Annotated in this window: 14 protein-coding genes; 13 read left to right on the top strand and 1 reads right to left on the bottom strand. The window is 71.8% G+C overall.

Going from position 1 to position 17576, the window contains the following annotated elements; translation table 11 throughout:
* Window positions 1-150 precede the first annotated feature (150 nt).
* From hpnC to ACIG0D_RS05495, 12 genes are all read left to right on the top strand, one after another.
* Window positions 151-1083 carry a squalene synthase HpnC gene (gene hpnC, locus ACIG0D_RS05550; protein WP_399796441.1) on the top strand — a complete coding sequence of 311 codons (933 nt, stop codon included), beginning with the start codon at window positions 151-153 and terminating at the stop codon, window positions 1081-1083.
* On the top strand, window positions 1080-2030 hold the full coding sequence (gene hpnD, locus ACIG0D_RS05545; RefSeq protein ID WP_399796440.1) for a presqualene diphosphate synthase HpnD: 951 nt from the start codon (window positions 1080-1082) through the stop codon (window positions 2028-2030). The genes hpnC and hpnD overlap by 4 nt, the downstream gene beginning before the upstream one ends.
* A gap of 178 nt (window positions 2031-2208) precedes the next feature.
* Entirely contained in the window at window positions 2209-3636 is a 1428-nt protein-coding gene (gene hpnE, locus ACIG0D_RS05540) for a hydroxysqualene dehydroxylase HpnE (protein ID WP_399796439.1), read from the top strand.
* On the top strand, window positions 3636-4772 hold the full coding sequence (locus ACIG0D_RS05535; protein ID WP_399796438.1) for a polyprenyl synthetase family protein: 1137 nt from the start codon (window positions 3636-3638) through the stop codon (window positions 4770-4772). Before hpnE ends, ACIG0D_RS05535 begins: the two co-directional genes overlap by 1 nt.
* 119 nt (window positions 4773-4891) lie before the next feature.
* Window positions 4892-6910 carry a squalene--hopene cyclase gene (shc, locus tag ACIG0D_RS05530; RefSeq protein WP_399796437.1) on the top strand — a complete coding sequence of 673 codons (2019 nt, stop codon included), beginning with the start codon at window positions 4892-4894 and terminating at the stop codon, window positions 6908-6910.
* Window positions 6910-7551, top strand: a complete 642-nt coding sequence (locus tag ACIG0D_RS05525) for a 1-hydroxy-2-methyl-2-butenyl 4-diphosphate reductase (RefSeq protein WP_399796436.1) — start codon at window positions 6910-6912, stop codon at window positions 7549-7551. The genes shc and ACIG0D_RS05525 overlap by 1 nt, the downstream gene beginning before the upstream one ends.
* Window positions 7552-7556: 5 nt before the next feature.
* Window positions 7557-8579, top strand: coding sequence for an adenosyl-hopene transferase HpnH (gene hpnH / locus ACIG0D_RS05520; RefSeq protein WP_365764884.1), 1023 nt, complete (start codon window positions 7557-7559; stop codon window positions 8577-8579).
* Between the two features lie 4 nt (window positions 8580-8583).
* Window positions 8584-9741 (top strand): flavodoxin-dependent (E)-4-hydroxy-3-methylbut-2-enyl-diphosphate synthase, encoded by a 1158-nt coding sequence (ispG, locus tag ACIG0D_RS05515; protein ID WP_399796435.1) that lies wholly within the window; start codon window positions 8584-8586, stop codon window positions 9739-9741.
* Window positions 9742-9768: 27 nt separating this feature from the next.
* Window positions 9769-11838, top strand: a complete 2070-nt coding sequence (gene dxs / locus ACIG0D_RS05510) for a 1-deoxy-D-xylulose-5-phosphate synthase (RefSeq protein ID WP_399796434.1) — start codon at window positions 9769-9771, stop codon at window positions 11836-11838.
* Window positions 11835-13262 carry an aspartate aminotransferase family protein gene (locus ACIG0D_RS05505; protein WP_399796433.1) on the top strand — a complete coding sequence of 476 codons (1428 nt, stop codon included), beginning with the start codon at window positions 11835-11837 and terminating at the stop codon, window positions 13260-13262. The genes dxs and ACIG0D_RS05505 overlap by 4 nt, the downstream gene beginning before the upstream one ends.
* A 152-nt stretch (window positions 13263-13414) precedes the next feature.
* A complete protein-coding gene (locus ACIG0D_RS05500) occupies window positions 13415-13993 on the top strand; it encodes a helix-turn-helix domain-containing protein (RefSeq protein ID WP_399797055.1) in 579 nt (192 codons plus the stop codon).
* Window positions 13990-14109, top strand: coding sequence for a DUF6126 family protein (locus ACIG0D_RS05495; RefSeq protein ID WP_399796432.1), 120 nt, complete (start codon window positions 13990-13992; stop codon window positions 14107-14109). Before ACIG0D_RS05500 ends, ACIG0D_RS05495 begins: the two co-directional genes overlap by 4 nt.
* A gap of 87 nt (window positions 14110-14196) precedes the next feature.
* Here ACIG0D_RS05495 and ACIG0D_RS05490 read toward each other — a convergent pair whose 3' ends face one another.
* Window positions 14197-14994: a tyrosine-protein phosphatase gene (locus tag ACIG0D_RS05490; protein ID WP_399796431.1), complete on the bottom strand. Its 798-nt coding sequence runs from the start codon at window positions 14992-14994 to the stop codon at window positions 14197-14199.
* Between the two features lie 206 nt (window positions 14995-15200).
* Between ACIG0D_RS05490 and ACIG0D_RS05485 the strand changes: the two genes are divergently transcribed.
* On the top strand, window positions 15201-17285 hold the full coding sequence (locus ACIG0D_RS05485; RefSeq protein WP_399796430.1) for an alpha-galactosidase: 2085 nt from the start codon (window positions 15201-15203) through the stop codon (window positions 17283-17285).
* The last annotated feature ends 291 nt before the right edge of the window (window positions 17286-17576 follow it).

Here is a 17576-nt window from a genome sequence, read left to right as displayed (position 1 = left end):
ACGGCAAGTGGGGAGATAATGCGCGCCTCCCTCCGGAGGGCGGCCGTGCGAATGCCGGGCGGCGTGTCCGAAATAGTGTGAATTGGGTCGGCAGTGTAGAACGGGAGATGTGACGGCAATGGCTACGGAAACTCCCCGGCTCCCCGAAGCATGTGCCGTCCCCGCCCGAGGCAGCACGCGGTGACGGCGGCCGACACCGCGCACCGTGCCGCCCCGGAGCGCGCCACGCTCGACAAGGCCGCGGCCGAGAACTTCCCCGTGGCCCCGTTCTTCCTGCCCCGGGCCTGGCGCACCGACCTGATGGCGGTCTACGGCTTCGCCCGCCTCGTCGACGACATCGGCGACGGCGACCTCGCCCCCGGCGGCGCCGACGCCCGCCTGCTCGGCGTCTCCCCCGAGGAGGCCGAGGACCGGCTGCTCCTGCTCGACGCCTTCGAGGCCGACCTGCGCCGGGTCTTCGACGGCGAGCCCCGCCACCCGCTGCTGCGCCGGCTCCAGCGGACCGTGCGCCTCCGCTCGCTCACCCCCGAGCCGTTCCTCGGCCTGATCGCCGCCAACCGCCAGGACCAGCTGGTCGGCCGCTACGAGACCTACGACGACCTGCTCGCCTACTGCGAGCTGTCCGCCAACCCCGTCGGCCGCCTGGTCCTCGCCGTCACCGGCACCGCCACCCCCGAGCGGATCCGCCGCTCCGACATGATCTGCACCGCCCTGCAGATCGTCGAACACCTTCAGGACGTCGCCGAGGACCTCGGTCGCGACCGGGTCTATCTGCCCGCCGCGGACATGAAGCGTTTTCACGTCCGGGAGGCGGATCTCGCCACCCCCTCGGCGGGTGCGTCAGTGCGCGCACTGGTCGCGTACGAAGCGCAACGCGCCCGCGATCTGCTGAATGAAGGCGCCCCCCTCGTGGGTAGCGTGCACGGCAGGCTCAGGCTGCTGCTCGCGGGGTTCGTGGCGGGGGGAAGGGCGGCGCTCGACGCGATCGCCGCCGCCGACTACGACGTACTTCCCGGCCCGCCCAAGCCCGGCAAGCTCCGGTTGCTGCGCCAGGTGGGCGTGACTCTGCGAGGAGAGGGGTGATCCGGACCGTGGAGTCGGAACCACACGTGTCCGCACCGGTACTCGCCGCCTACCGCTACTGCGAGGCCGTCACCGGACAGCAGGCCCGCAACTTCGCCTACGGCATCCGGCTGCTGCCGACGCCCAAGCGCCGCGCGATGTCGGCGCTGTACGCGTTCTCCCGGCGCGTCGACGACATCGGCGACGGCGCGCTCACCGACGAGGTGAAGGCGGCCCGGCTCGAGGAGACCCGGGCGCTGCTCACCCGGATCCGCGAGGAGGACATCGACGAGGACGACACCGACCCGGTCGGCGTCGCCCTCGCCCATGCCGCCCGCACCTTCCCGATCCCGCTGGGCGGCCTGGACGAGCTGATCGACGGCGTGCTGATGGACGTGCGCGGCGAGACCTACGAGACCTGGGACGACCTCAAGCGCTACTGCCGCTGCGTGGCGGGCGCCATCGGCCGCCTCTCGCTCGGCGTATTCGGCACCGAACCGGGAGCGCGCGGCGCGGAACGCGCCCCCGAATACGCCGACACGCTCGGCCTGGCCCTCCAGCTGACCAACATCCTGCGCGACGTCCGCGAGGACGCCGAGGACGGGCGCGTCTATCTGCCCGCCGACGACCTCGCCAAGTTCGGCTGCTCGGGCGGCTTCGCCGGACCGACCCCGCCGGAGGGCTCCGACTTCGCCGGCCTCGTCCACTTCGAGGTCCGCCGCGCCCGCGCCCTGTTCGCCGAGGGCTACCAGCTGCTCCCCATGCTCGACCGGCGCAGCGGCGCCTGCGTCGCCGCCATGGCCGGCATCTACCGCCGCCTCCTGGACCGCATCGAACGCGACCCGGAGGCCGTGCTGCGCGGCCGTGTCTCCCTGCCGGGGCGCGAGAAGGCCTACGTCGCCGTCCGCGGCCTGTCCGGCCTCGACGCCCGCCACGTCACCCGACGCACCGTCAGGAGGCGCGTCTGATGCAGCACTCGGCCGCCAGCGAGGCGACCTCCGCGCACTCCGGTGGGACCCCGGCCCACCCCGGGCGCGCCGCCGGAGGCGATCGGGAGGCAACCCTCCGCCGTGAGGGCGCGTCCCTGTCGGCGGTGGTCCGTACCGGAGGCTTCCCGCTCGGCGCGGGCACGGGGGAGGGCGCACGATGACCGACGGCGCGAGGAGTGGACAGGTGCCGGTCGACCTCCCCCCGGGGCAGGGCCGGAGCGCCGTGGTGGTCGGCGGCGGGCTCGCCGGGATCACCGCCGCGCTGGCGCTCGCCGACGCGGGCGTCCGCGTCACCCTGCTCGAGGGCCGGCCCCGCCTCGGCGGCCTCGCCTTCTCCTTCCGGCGCGGCGAGCTGACCGTCGACAACGGACAGCACGTCTACCTGCGCTGCTGCACCGCCTACCGCTGGTTCCTGGACCGCATCGACGGGGCGGCGCTCGCCCCGCTGCAGGACCGTCTCGACGTACCCGTCCTCGACCTCGCCAAGCCCGAGGGCCGGCGGCTCGGCAGACTGCGGCGCGACCCGCTGCCCGTCCCCCTGCACCTGGGGCGCAGCCTCGCGACCTATCCGCATCTCTCGCTCGCCGAGCGCGCCAAGGTCGGCCGGGCCGCGCTCGCGCTCAACGGGCTCGACCTCGCCGATCCGGCCCTGGACACCCAGGACTTCGGCAGCTGGCTGACCGCGCACGGCCAGTCGCCACGCGCCGTCGAGGCCCTGTGGGACCTGGTCGGCGTCGCCACCCTCAACGCGGTCGCGGACGACAGCTCCCTGGGGCTCGCCGCGATGGTGTTCAAGACCGGTCTGCTGTCCGACCCGGGCGCGGCCGACATCGGCTGGCCCCGCGTCCCGCTGGGCGAACTGCACGACCGGCTGGCCCGCAGGGCGCTCGACTCCGCGGGCGTGCGCACCGCACTCCGTACACGCGTCACCTCCATCTCCCAGTACGGCAACGGGCGTTGGAGCGTTCAGGTTCCCGGCCGGACCATCGAGACGGACGCGGTCGTACTCGCCGTACCCCAGCGCGAGACGCACGACCTGCTGCCGGCCGGCGCCCTCGACGCGCCCGAGCGGCTGCTCCGGATCGGCACCGCGCCCATCCTCAACGTCCACGTCGTCTACGACCGCAAGGTGCTGAACACCCCGTTCCTCACCGCGCTCGGCACCCCCGTGCAGTGGGTCTTCGACCGCACCGAGGCGTCCGGGCTGACCGACGGCCAGTACCTCGCGCTGTCCCAGTCGGCCGCGCACGACGACATCGACGCCCCGGTGGCCGCCCTGCGCGAGCGGTACCTGCCCGAGCTGGAGCGGCTGCTGCCCCGCACCCGGGGCGCCGAAGTGAAGGACTTCTTCGTCACCCGGGAGCGCACCGCGACCTTCGCTCCCGCCCCCGGCGTCGGGCGTCTTCGGCCCGGCGCCCGCACCAAGGCCCCCGGCCTGTACCTGGCCGGAGCGTGGACCGCCACAGGGTGGCCCGCGACCATGGAGAGTGCGGTCCGCAGCGGCATCAGCGCGGCGGACGCCGCGCTGCGTGCCCTCGGCCGGCCCCGCCCCCGTCACCTCTTCGACGTCGAGGAGGCGGCCTGATGAACACGGTGAGCGGCGTGGCAGGTCCCCGCACCCCCGGTACCGCAACAAGAGGAGAGACTGTGCCCACTGTGCCCCCGGCCTCGAAGGCCGCTCGCGAGACCGCGGTGGACGTGACCGCGCTCCTGGAGCGCGGCCGGACCCTGGCCACTCCGGTACTGCGGGCGGCCATCGACCGCCTGGCGCCTCCCATGGACACGGTTGCCGCCTATCACTTCGGCTGGATCGACGCCGAGGGCAACCCGGCCTCCGGCGACAGCGGCAAGGCCGTGCGCCCCGCGCTGGCCCTGCTGTCCGCCGAGGTCACCGGGGCCGCCCCGGAGATCGGCGTCCCCGGAGCCGTCGCCGTCGAACTGGTCCACAACTTCTCGCTGCTGCACGACGACCTGATGGACGGCGACGAACAGCGCCGCCACCGCGACACCGTCTGGAAGGTGCACGGCCCCGCCCAGGCGATCCTGGTCGGCGACGCCCTGTTCGCCCTCGCCAACGAACTGCTGCTGGAGCTCGGCACGGTCGAGGCCGGCCGCGCCACCCGCCGGCTGACCACCGCCAGCCGCGCCCTGATCGACGGCCAGGCGCAGGACATCTCCTACGAGCACCGCGACCGGGTCACCGTCGAGGAGTGCCTGGAGATGGAGGGCAACAAGACCGGCGCCCTGCTCGCCTGCGCCTGCTCCATCGGCGCGGTGCTCGGCGGCGCCGACGACCGCACCGCCGACACCCTGGAGAAGTACGGCTACCACCTCGGCCTCGCCTTCCAGGCCGTGGACGACCTGCTCGGCATCTGGGGCGACCCGGACGCCACCGGCAAGCAGACCTGGAGCGATCTGCGCCAGCGCAAGAAGTCGCTGCCCGTGGTGGCCGCGCTCGCCGCGGGCGGCAGCGCCTCCGAACGGCTCGGTGAGATCCTCGCCGCCGACGCCAAGAGCAGCGACTTCGCGAACTTCTCCGAGGAGGAGTTCGCCGCCCGCGCCGCCCTCATCGAGGAGGCGGGCGGCCGCGAGTGGACCGCCGAGGAAGCGCGCCGCCAGTACGCCATCGCCATCGAAGCCCTCGACGCCGTGGACATGCCCGACCGGGTACGGGCGCAGTTCGCGGCGCTCGCCGACTTTGTCGTCGTACGAAAGAGATGATCACTATCGGTCGAATAGCCCTCGCGTAGTCGCCGGCCGGTGTGCGCGCAGACGCGCACCGGCCGACGGCGGACCCACAGCAGACAGCACGCCTTGCAGGACTGCACGAAGGGGAAGCCATGACAGCGACGACCGACGGAAGCACCGGGGCGGCCCTGCCGGCCCGCGCTGCCGCGGCCAGCGACACCGACATCACCCCCGAGGCGGCCGGGGTCCACGAAGCCGCCGTCCGCGCCACCTTGCGCGCCACCGACTTCCTGCTCTCCCGGCAGGACGCGGAAGGCTGGTGGAAGGGCGACCTGGAGACCAACGTCACCATGGACGCCGAGGACCTGCTGCTCCGCCAGTTCCTGGGGATCCGCGACGAGGAGACCACCCGGGCCGCCGCCCTCTTCATCCGCGGCGAGCAGCGCGAGGACGGCACCTGGGCCACCTTCTACGACGGGCCCGGTGAACTGTCCACCACCATCGAGGCGTACGTCGCCCTGCGGCTGGCCGGAGACGCCCCCGACGCCCCGCACATGGCGAAGGCCTCCGCCTGGATCCGCGCACAGGGCGGGATCGCCGCCGCCCGGGTCTTCACCCGGATCTGGCTGGCCCTGTTCGGCTGGTGGAAGTGGGAGGACCTGCCCGAACTGCCGCCGGAGCTGATCTGGTTCCCGTCCTGGTTCCCGCTCAACATCTACGACTTCGGCTGCTGGGCCCGGCAGACGATCGTCCCGCTCACCATCGTCTCCGCCAAGCGCCCGGTGCGCCCCGCGCCCTTCCCGCTGGACGAGCTGCACACCGACCCGGCCCGCCCCAACCCGCCGAGGCCGCTCGCCCCGGCGGCGAGCTGGGACGGCGCCTTCCAGCGGCTCGACAAGGGCCTGCACGCCCTGCGCAAGGCGATGCCGAAGCGGCTGCGCAAGGCGGCGATGAACGCCGCCGCCCGCTGGATCATCGAGCGGCAGGAGAACGACGGCTGCTGGGGCGGCATCCAGCCGCCGGCCGTGTACTCGATCATCGCCCTGCACCTGCTCGGCTACGACCTCCAGCACCCGGTGATGCGGGAGGGCCTGGCCTCGCTGGACCGGTTCGCCGTCTGGCGCGAGGACGGCGCGCGGATGATCGAGGCCTGCCAGTCCCCGGTCTGGGACACCTGCCTCGCCACGATCGCCCTGGTCGACGCCGGACTCCCCGCCGACCACCCGCAGTTGGTGAAGGCCGCCGACTGGATGCTGGGCGAGGAGATCGTCCGGCGCGGCGACTGGGCCGTACGGCGTCCGGAACTCCCGCCGGGGGGCTGGGCGTTCGAGTTCCACAACGACAACTACCCGGACATCGACGACACCGCCGAGGTGGTCCTCGCGCTGCGCCGGGTCAAGCACCCCCAGCCGGATCTGGTGGAGCGCGCCATCGGGCGCGGGGTGCGCTGGAACCTCGGCATGCAGTCGAAGAACGGCGCCTGGGGAGCCTTCGACGTCGACAACACCAGCCCGCTGCCCAACCGGCTGCCGTTCTGCGACTTCGGCGAGGTCATCGACCCGCCCTCCGCCGACGTCACCGCGCACGTCGTCGAGATGCTGGCCGTCGAGGGCCTGGCGCACGACCCGCGCACCCGGCGCGGCATCGACTGGCTGCTCGCCGAACAGGAACCGGACGGCCCGTGGTTCGGCCGCTGGGGCGTCAACTACATCTACGGCACCGGGTCGGTGGTGCCCGCGCTCGTCGCGGCCGGACTGCCCACCGCGCACCCGGCGATCCGCCGCGCGGTGACCTGGCTGGAGCAGGTCCAGAACGACGACGGCGGCTGGGGCGAGGACCTGCGCTCCTACAAGTACGCCAAGGAGTGGCGCGGCCGCGGCGTCTCCACCGCCTCGCAGACGGCCTGGGCGCTGATGGCCCTGCTGGCGGCGGGGGAGCGGGAGTCCCAGGCCGTCGAGCGCGGCATCGCCTGGCTCGCCGCGACTCAGCGGAAGGACGGCTCCTGGGACGAGCCGTACTTCACCGGCACCGGCTTCCCCTGGGACTTCTCCATCAACTACCACCTCTACCGGCAGGTCTTCCCGCTCACCGCGCTCGGCCGGTACCTGCACGGCGAGCCGTTCTCCGGCAAGCAGCGGGTCAAGCCGCTCGCCCAGGCCAAGGGGAGCTGATGACCGTACCGCCCGCCCCGGCCCCGCTGCTGATCGCCTGCGCGCTCGGCATCGAGCACCTGGCCCTGCGCCTGGGCGACCGCAGCGGCTCGGGCGGGCCCGTCACGGTGCTGCGCACCGGCATGGGCCCGAAGGCGGCCGAGCGCTCGGTCGCCCGGGTGCTGGCCGACCCGGCGCTCGCCGGTGCCGCCGTCCTCGCCACCGGCTTCTGCGCGGGACTCGCCCCCGGCATGCACCCCGGCGACCTGGTCGTCGCCGAGGAGACCCGCGACCCGCGCGGCGGCACCCCCTGCGTGGGCACCGACCTGCTCGTCAAGGAACTCACGCGCGCCGTGCCCGGCCGCACCGTCCACACCGGCCCCCTCACCGGCTCCGACCACGTGGTCCGCGGCCCCGAACGCGCCGAACTGCGGTCGACCGGCGCAATCGCGGTCGACATGGAATCGGCGGCCACGCTTCTGAGAGCCGTGCGCGCGGGCGAGCGCCCGGTTGCGGCCGTCCGGGTGGTCGTGGACGCTCCAGAACATGAACTCGTCCGTATCGGCACGGTGCGCGGTGGAATATCGGCTTTCCGCGTCCTACGTTCCATCCTTCCCGCTTTCTTTGAATGGCACCGTAATGTGCTGCTCCCCAGGAGGTGAGCCCGATGGCCATGCCGCTGCGCCAGTCCATCAAGGTCGCTACATATCTGGCTGAACAAAAGCTCCGCCGACGCGACAAGTTCCCGCTCATCGTCGAACTGGAGCCGCTTTTCGCCTGCAACCTCAAATGCGAGGGCTGTGGCAAGATCCAGCACCCGGCGGGGGTGCTCAAGCAGCGGATGCCCGTCGCCCAGGCCGTGGGAGCGGTGCTCGAATCCGGTGCGCCGATGGTGTCGATCGCCGGCGGCGAGCCGCTGATGCACCCTCAGATCGACGAGATCGTCCGGCAGTTGGTGGCGAAGCGGAAATACGTCTTCCTGTGCACGAACGCCATGCTGCTGCGCAAGAAGATGGACAAGTTCACCCCCTCCCCGTACTTCGCCTTCGCCGTGCACATCGACGGGCTGCGCGAGCGGCACGACGAGTCCGTCGCCAAGGAGGGCGTGTTCGACGAGGCGGTGGAGGCCATCAAGGAGGCCAAGCGGCGCGGCTTCCGGGTCACCACCAATTCGACCTTCTTCAACACCGACACCCCGCAGACCGTCGTCGAGGTGCTGAACTTCCTCAACGACGAGCTGAAGGTCGACGAGATGATGATCTCGCCCGCGTACGCCTACGAGAAGGCGCCCGACCAGGAGCACTTCCTCGGTGTGGAGCAGACCCGCGAGCTGTTCAAAAAGGCCTTCTCGGGCGGCAATCGGCGCCGCTGGCGGCTCAACCACTCCCCGCTCTTCCTGGACTTCCTGGAGGGCAAGGTCGACTTCCCGTGCACCGCGTGGGCGATCCCCAACTACTCGCTCTTCGGCTGGCAGCGCCCCTGCTACCTGATGAGCGACGGATACGTCCCGACCTACCGCGAGCTGATCGAGAAGACCGACTGGGACAAGTACGGTCGCGGAAAGGACCCGCGGTGCGCCAACTGCATGGCCCACTGCGGCTACGAGCCCACCGCCGTCCTCGCCACCATGGGGTCCCTGAAGGAGTCCCTGCGGGCCATGCGCGAGACGGTCTCCGGAAACCGGGAGTGACCTCATGACCGCCGTACCCCTGGGCATCCCCGAGGTGCCGGTCCGGCCGATCGCCGAGCGGCGCCCGTCGCGGCGGATCCAGGTCGGACCGGTGCCGGTCGGGGGCGGGGCCCCGGTGTCGGTGCAGTCGATGACGACGACCCGTACGTCGGACATCGGCGCCACCCTCCAGCAGATCGCCGAGCTGACCGCGTCCGGCTGCCAGATCGTCCGCGTCGCCTGCCCCACGCAGGACGACGCGGACGCCCTCGCGACCATCGCCCGCAAGTCGCAGATCCCGGTGATCGCCGACATCCACTTCCAGCCGAAGTACGTGTTCGCCGCGATCGAGGCGGGCTGTGCGGCCGTACGCGTCAACCCGGGCAACATCAAGCAGTTCGACGACCGGGTGAAGGAGATCGCGCGGGCCGCGAAGGACCACGGCACGCCGATCCGGATCGGGGTCAACGCCGGTTCGCTGGACCGGCGGCTGCTGCGGAAGTACGGCAAGGCGACGCCGGAGGCGCTGGTCGAGTCGGCGCTGTGGGAGGCGTCGCTCTTCGAGGAGCACGGCTTCCGCGACATCAAGATCTCGGTCAAGCACAACGACCCGGTCGTGATGATCGAGGCGTACCGGCAGCTCGCCGCGCAGTGCGACTACCCGCTGCACCTCGGGGTGACGGAGGCGGGCCCCGCCTTCCAGGGCACGATCAAGTCGGCGGTCGCCTTCGGCGCGCTGCTCTCCGAGGGCATCGGCGACACGATCCGGGTCTCGCTGTCCGCCCCGCCCGCCGAGGAGGTCAAAGTCGGCATCCAGATCCTGGAGTCGCTGAACCTGCGGCAGCGGCGGCTCGAGATCGTCTCGTGCCCGTCCTGTGGCCGCGCTCAAGTCGATGTGTACAAGCTCGCCGACGAGGTCACCGCGGGCCTCGCGGGCATGGAGGTGCCGCTGCGCGTCGCCGTCATGGGGTGCGTGGTGAACGGCCCCGGGGAGGCCCGGGAGGCGGATCTCGGTGTCGCCTCCGGCAACGGCAAGGGGCAGATCTTCGTGAAGGGCCGGGTCGTCAAGACCGTACCCGAGTCGAAGATCGTGGAGACCCTGATCGAGGAGGCGATGAGGATCGCCGAACAGATGGAGCAGGACGGCGTCGCGTCGGGGGAGCCGGCCGTCACCGTGAGCTGACACAGCACGGACCGAAGGGGGCCGAGCGTGACGATTCTGGAGACCATCCGGCAGCCACGCGACCTGAAGGCGCTGTCCGAGGCGCAACTGGCCGAACTGTCCGACGAGATCAGGGACTTCCTGGTGCACGCCGTCGCCAGGACCGGCGGCCATCTCGGGCCCAACCTGGGCGTGGTGGAACTCACCATCGCCCTGCACCGGGTCTTCGAGTCACCGGTCGACCGCATCCTGTGGGACACCGGCCACCAGAGCTACGTCCACAAGCTGCTGACCGGGCGTCAGGACTTCTCCAAGCTGCGCGGCAAGGGCGGCCTGTCCGGCTACCCCTCGCGCGAGGAGTCCGAGCACGACGTCATCGAGAACAGCCATGCCTCCACCTCGCTGGGCTGGGCCGACGGGCTCGCCAAGGCCCGGCAGGTGCAGGGCGGGAACGGCCATGTCGTCGCGGTCATCGGCGACGGGGCGCTGACCGGCGGCATGGCCTGGGAGGCGCTGAACAACATCGCGGCCGCCAAGGACCGCCCACTGATCATCGTCGTCAACGACAACGAGCGCTCCTACGCCCCGACCATCGGCGGCCTCGCCAACCACCTCGCCACCCTGCGCACCACCGACGGCTACGAGAAGGCGCTGGCCTGGGGCAAGGACGTACTGCTGCGCACCCCCGTCGTGGGCCATCCTTTGTACGAGGCCCTGCACGGCGCGAAGAAGGGCTTCAAGGACGCCTTCGCCCCGCAGGGCATGTTCGAGGACCTGGGCCTGAAGTACGTGGGCCCGATCGACGGGCACGACATCAGAGCCGTCGAGTCGGCTCTGCGGCGCGCGAAACGCTTCCACGGGCCGGTGCTGGTGCACTGCCTCACCGAGAAGGGGCGCGGCTACGAGCCCGCACTCGCCCACGAGGAGGACCACTTCCACACCGTGGGTGTCATGGACCCGCTCACCTGCGAGCCCCTGGCACCCGCCGGCGGGCCGTCGTGGACCTCGGTGTTCGGCGACGAGATGGTGCGGATCGGGGAGGAGCGCGACGACGTCGTGGCGATCACGGCGGCCATGCTGCACCCCGTCGGCCTCGGCACGTTCGCCGAGCGGTTCCCGGACCGGGTGTGGGACGTCGGCATCGCCGAGCAGCACGCCGCGGTCTCCGCGGCCGGCCTCGCGACCGGCGGGCTGCATCCCGTCGTCGCCGTCTACGCCACCTTCCTCAACCGGGCCTTCGACCAACTGCTGATGGACGTGGCCCTGCACCGCTGCGGGGTGACCTTCGTGCTGGACCGGGCCGGGGTGACCGGGGTCGACGGCGCTTCCCACAACGGCATGTGGGACATGTCGATCCTCCAGGTCGTACCGGGCCTGAGGATCGCCGCGCCGCGCGACGCCGACCAGCTGCGGGCCCAGCTGCGGGAGGCGGTCGCCGTCGACGACGCGCCCACCCTGGTCCGCTTCCCGAAGGAATCGGTGGGACCGGTCGTCCCCGCGGTGGACCGGGTGGGCGGCATGGACGTCCTGCACCGCGACGAGAATCCCGAGGTGCTGCTCGTCGCCGTCGGGGTGATGGCGCCCGTGTGCCTCCAGGCGGCGGAGCTGCTTCGGGCACGCGGCATCGGCTGCACGGTCGTCGACCCCCGCTGGGTCAAACCCGTCGACCCGGAGCTGCCCGGCCTCGCCGCCCGGCACCGCCTGGTCGCCGTCGTCGAGGACAACAGCCGGGCCGCCGGCGTCGGATCGGCGGTCGCGCTGGCCCTGGGCGACGCCGACGTGGACGTCCCGGTACGCCGCTTCGGCATCCCCGAACAGTTCCTCCCCCACGCCAAGCGCGGCGAGGTGCTGGCCGACATCGGGCTCACCCCGGTCGACATCGCGGGCCGCGTCAGCGCCAGCCTGGCGGCGCGGGCGGTGGCGGAGCAGTCGTCGGCGATCGCGTGGGCGGAGCAATCGTCTGCGATCTCGGGGGCGGGGCATCCGCCGGCGAGGGCGGGGACGGGGGCGGGGGCACGGGTGGACGCCGAGAGCGTGCCCGCACAGGGGGGCGTTCCGGACATTCCGGCCGGGAGCGCCGCCGTCGAAGTACCGCCGTCCAAGGAGAGCCACGCATGACCACCGCGGAATCCGCGTCCCAGCCCCCGGAGCCGGCGCCCGCCGGGGAGTTCGACCTGAGGGCGCTGCTGGCCGAGCGCGGCGCCGAGCGCTACGAGCTGCACGCCCGCCATCTCAACCACCAGTTGCCGCGCATGCTGCACACCATCGGCTTCGACAAGGTCTACGAGCGGGCCGAGGGCGCGTACTTCTGGGACGCGGACGGCAACGACTACCTCGACATGCTCGCCGGGTTCGGGGTGATGGGCCTCGGCCGCCACCACCCCGTCGTCCGCAAGGCGCTGCACGACGTCCTCGACGCGCACCTCGCCGACCTCACCCGCTTCGACTGCCAGCCCTTGCCCGGGCTGCTGGCCGAGCGGCTGCTCGCGCACAGCCCGCACCTGGACCGGGTGTTCTTCGGCAACAGCGGCACGGAGGCCGTCGAGACCGCGCTGAAGTTCGCCCGGTACGCCACCGGCAGACCGAGGATCCTGTACTGCGCGCACGCCTTCCACGGGCTGACCACCGGCTCGCTGTCCGTGAACGGCGAGTCCGGCTTCCGCGACGGCTTCGCCCCGCTGCTGCCGGACACGGCCGTCCCGCTCGGCGACCTGGACGCGCTGGCCCGGGAGCTGAAACGGGGCGACGTCGCCGCGCTGATCGTCGAGCCGATCCAGGGCAAGGGCGTCCACGAGGCGCCGCCCGGCTATCTGCGCGCCGCCCAGGAGCTGCTGCACCGCCACAAGGCCCTGCTCATCGCCGACGAGGTGCAGACCGGACTCGGCCGGACCGGCGACTTCTACGCCTACCAGCACGCGGAGGGCGTCGAGCCGGACCTGGTGTGCGTGGCCAAGGCGCTCTCCGGCGGCTATGTGCCGGTCGGCGCCACCCTGGGCAAGGACTGGATCTTCAAGAAGGTGTACTCGTCGATGGACCGGGTCCTGGTCCACTCGGCGAGCTTCGGGTCCAACGCCCAGGCCATGGCGGCCGGCCTGGCGGTGCTGTCGGTCATGGAGAACGAGCAGATCGTCGCCGGGGTCCGCGCCACCGGCGAGCTGCTGAAGTCCCGGCTCACCGCGCTGATCGACACGTACGAACTGCTCGCCGACGTACGCGGCCGTGGCCTGATGATCGGCATCGAGTTCGGCCGGCCCAGGTCGCTGAAGCTGCGCGGCCACTGGGCCATGCTCCAGGCGGCCCGCAAGGGCCTGTTCGCACAGATGGTGGTCGTCCCGCTGCTCCAGCGGCACCGGATCCTCACCCAGGTCTCCGGCGACCACCTGGAGGTGATCAAACTCATCCCGCCGCTCATCATCGGGGAGCGGGAGGTGGACCGGTTCGTGGACGCCTTCACGGCCGTGATGGACGAGGCGCACAGCGGCGGCGGTCTGATGTGGGACTTCGGGAAGACGCTGATGAAGCAGGCGGTGGCCAACAGGTAGCTTCCGAGGGCCCGGGGTGACTTTCCTGATTTTGCCCCTGAGGCAAGAAATTTGCCCCATGGGCAATGCCCCGGCTGAATGGAGTGGTGAACTCCTCTCCCGCCGAACCCGAGCCCGAGGCCGGCCCCGAGCCGTCCGGTGACCTGTCGGCCATGGCCCCGCAGCTACGCGCCCTGCGCCGCCGGGCCTCCCTCACCCTGGAGGCGGCGGCGCGCGCGGCCGGGCTGTCGCCCGCCCACCTCTCCCGGCTGGAGACCGGGCAGCGCCAGCCGTCGCTGCCGATGCTGCTCGCCCTCGCCAGGGTCTACGGTACGACCGTCTCCGAACTGCTCGGCGAGACGGTCGCCGACCGGGACGCCGTGGTGCGCGGTGCCGCGATGGAACCCACCGCGGCGGGCGGCTGGACGTACTGGCCGGCCGGCGCACCCGGACGCGGCATGCAGGCGCTGCGCGTGCACGCCCCCTACGGCTCCCAGGGCGACATCGTGCGCGTGCACCCCGGGGAGGAGTGGCTGTACGTCCTCAAGGGGCGGCTGCGGCTGAGCCTCGGGGACACCACGCACCGGCTCGGCCCCGGCGACAGCGCGCACTTCGACTCCCTGACCCCGCACCGCATCGCGGCGCAGGACCAGGACGGGGTCGACCTGCTCTTCGTCCACACCCTGCTCCAGAGCCCCACGGCCGCGCTGTGCCTCGGCCCCGCCACCCACCTCACCGGAGAGACGTCATGAGCCGTGTCCAGCAGAAGTTCGACCGCCAGATCTGGGTGCGGCTGTTCATCTACGTGGTGGCGGGGCACGCCTTCGCCGCCTTCCTCTACCTGCTGTTCGCGCTCGGCGGGAAGTAAGGCCGAAGGGAAGCGGGGCCGAAGGGCAGCAGGGCCGAAGCAGGGGGGCCGGGCGCGGGCGGCATCCGCGCCCCGGTTCGCCCCGGCTCAGTCGAGCAGGCGCTCCCGCAGCCGCTCCCGGGTCTGCGGGGTGACCTTCAGGCCCTGTTCCAGGTACGCGTCGACGCCGCCCCAGGTCTCCTCGATGGTGTCGAACGCCGCCGACAGATACTCGGCGCGCGCGTCGAAGAGGGGGCTCAGCAGCTCCATGACCTCGGGGGAGTAGGCCGCGGCGGAGCTGCTGCTGCGGTGCACCTTGTAGCGGCGGTGCTTGGCGTTGGACTCAAGGTAGTCGGCGAGGATCGCCTCGCGCTCGACGCCCAGGGCGAGCAGCGTCACCGCCACCGACAGACCCGCGCGGTCCTTGCCCGCCGCGCAGTGCATCAGGGCGGGCACGCTGTCCTCGGCGAGGGCGTGCAGCACCCGGGAGTGCTCGGCGGTGCGCTCCTTGATGATCATGCGGTACGAGCCGATCATCCGGTCGGCCGCCTTGCCGTCCCCGAGCAGGTCCCGCAGCTGGTCCAGATCGCCGTCGCGCACCATCTTCCAGAACTCGGCGCCGTCGGCCGGGTCGCTCAGCGGCAGGTTCACATTGCGCACGCCCGGCAGCTCGACGTCCGGACCCTCCAGCTTCTGGTCCGCCGCGTTGCGGAAGTCGAAGATCGTGTGCAGGCCCAGGGAGGAGAGGAAGGCCGCGTCCTCGGCGGTGGCGTGCGCGAGGTGGCCGCTGCGGTAGAGCACGCCGTACCGCACCCGGCGTCCGTCGACGGTCGGCAGGCCGCCCACGTCTCGGAAGTTGCGCACTCCGGCCAGTTCGGGCTCGGTCGACGGGACCTGCTGCGTCACGTGGGCTCCCTCCCAGTCGGCGCCGCCGGCGCTGGTCGTCGGCGGGCACGCCTCCGACCATACGACATGGATTCCTGAGGCAATGAGTTGTCCACAGGGGGCATACCCGGCCGGGGTCCGGTTGTCCACAGGCGTTGCCGAGAGGCCTCTCACGCCTTGATGATGTCGGGGCTTGAGCGGGGCTGTCGGAATCTGTGGGGGGCGTGATGCTGGACATCGCCGAGGACGGGCGGACGTGGCTGCTGTCGGGACCGAGGAGCGGTTACGCGGTCCATCTCACCGAGGACGACGAGCTGCTGCACCTGCACTGGGGGCCGAGGATCGCCCTCGCCGACGCGGAAGCCCTCGCCGCCCGCCCGCTGCCGGACGCCTGGCCCTTCGAGTCCGCGCTCGACGGCCGCGAGGAGTACCCGGTCGAGGGCGGCCCCCGGTTCGTCCGCCCCGCCCTGTCGGTGCGCACCGAGGAGCGGCGGGGCACCGAGTGGGCCTTCGAGACGTACGAGATCGCGCACCCCGGGAGCGCGGACGAGGAGCTGCGGCTGCGGTTCCGGGACGCGGGACTGACGATCACCCTGCACTACCGGATGCGGGACGACGTCGTCGAACGCTGGGCGACGCTGCGCAACGAGGGGCCCGCGGTGGAGTTGCTGCGCGCCGACTCCGCCACCTGGACGCTGCCCGAGCGCGACGGCTGGCGGCTGTCCCACCTGCACGGCCGGTGGGCCGCGGAGTCCCGGCTGACCACCGCGCCGCTCACCTACGGCGAGCAGGTCATCGGCAGCCGCCGCGGCCACACCGGGCACCAGCACCTGCCCTGGGTCGCCCTGGACACCGACGCGACGGAGGAGCGCGGCGAGGTCTACGGCTGCGCGCTCGGCTGGTCCGGCTCCTGGCGGATCGCCGTTGCCCTGCTGCCCGACGCGCGCGTGCAGATCACCGGCGGCGCCGGACACGACGACTCGGGGCTGACGCGGCTCGCGGCGGGGGAGTCCTTCACCACACCCGTCTTCGCCGGTCTGTGGAGCGACGAGGGCTTCGGCGGCGCGAGCCGCGCCTGGCATGCCTACCAGCGCGCCCATGTCATCCCCGACGCGGACCGGGACCGGCCGGTGCTGTTCAACTCCTGGGAGGCCACGGGCTTCGACATCTCGGAGGACGGGCAGCGCGCGCTCGCCCGGCGGGCCGCGGAGATCGGCGTCGAGCTGTTCGTCGTCGACGACGGCTGGTTCGGCGCCCGCACCAGCGACCGCGCGGGCCTGGGCGACTGGACGCCCAACCCGGACCGCTTCCCGGCCGGTCTCAAGCCGCTCGCCGAAGAGGTGCACGCCCTCGGAATGCAGTTCGGGATCTGGGTCGAGCCGGAGATGGTCAACCCGGACAGCGAGCTGTACCGGGCCCACCCGGACTGGGTGCAGCACCAGACGGGACGAAAGCGGACGGAATTCCGCAATCAGCTCGTACTGAACCTGGCTCGGGAGGATGTCCAGGAGTATCTGTGGGAGCAGCTGCACACGCTGCTCTCCAGTGCCCCCATCGACTATGTGAAGTGGGACTTCAACCGTTGCTTCACCGACGCGGGCTGGCCCGGCGAGCCCTATCCGCAGCGGCTGTGGACCGACCACGTGCGGGCGGTGTACGCCCTGCTGGACCGGCTGCGCGCGGCTCACCCCGGTGTCGCCTTCGAGTCCTGCTCGGGCGGCGGCGGCCGGATCGACCTCGGCGTGCTCAGCCGCACCGACCAGGTGTGGACCTCCGACAACACCGATCCCCTCGACCGCCTCGCCATCCAGCACGGCTTCAGCCAGATCCACCCCGCGCGCGTGATGGCCGCCTGGGTCACGGACAGCCCCAACACCCAGCTCAACGGCCGGGTCAGCTCGCTGCGCTTCCGCTTCGTCAGCGCCATGGCCGGGGTGCTCGGCGTCGGCGGCGACCTCACCCGCTGGAGCGACGAGGAGCTGGCGGAAGCGCGCGACTGGGTGGACCTCTACAAGGAGATCCGGCCGCTGGTCCAGCGCGGCGACCTGTACCGCCTGCGGCCTCCGGGCGGCGGGCTGAGCGCCGTCCAGTACGTCCTCGGGGAGGAGGCGGTCGTGCTCGCCTGGCTCCAGGCCCAGCATCACGGGGAACCCGTACCGGCGCTGCGGCTGCGCGGCCTCGACCCGACAGCGTCGTACGAATGCCGTGAAACGGGCGAAGTGCACCGAGGTGGTGTGCTGCTGCATCACGGTGTGCGCCTCGGACTGAGAGGTGACCTCGATGCGACGGTTCTCCGGCTCCGTCGTATCTGAGCGATCTGTCCGAATTGCAGCCTTGGTCGTAACTCGCTCTGGAATAAAGAGTTCTGGAGCGGTGTCACGTGAGCAGGCTCATATCCGTGACCGTGAGTCGTCGGTCATGTTCACGTAATTCAGGCGGTTTTCAAGGGCGTTCGCGGAAAAGGAAGGCTCCGTAATCGACGCAGTGTGACCGTGAATTCCGGGGCGGAAGAGATCGAAAAGGACCAGAGCGCAACCTTTCGCTTGTCCCCGTGCGTCCAGGTCGCTTACGTTCCACACCGATCCAGGCGGAACGCCGAATCC

Origin of the sequence: Streptomyces sp. NPDC052773 (genome assembly GCF_044547145.1) — a bacterium.
In the GTDB taxonomy this organism is placed as follows: Bacteria; Actinomycetota; Actinomycetes; order Streptomycetales; family Streptomycetaceae; genus Streptomyces.
Note: the sequence above shows the minus strand (reverse complement) of the source record. Positions and strands in the feature narration are given on the sequence as shown.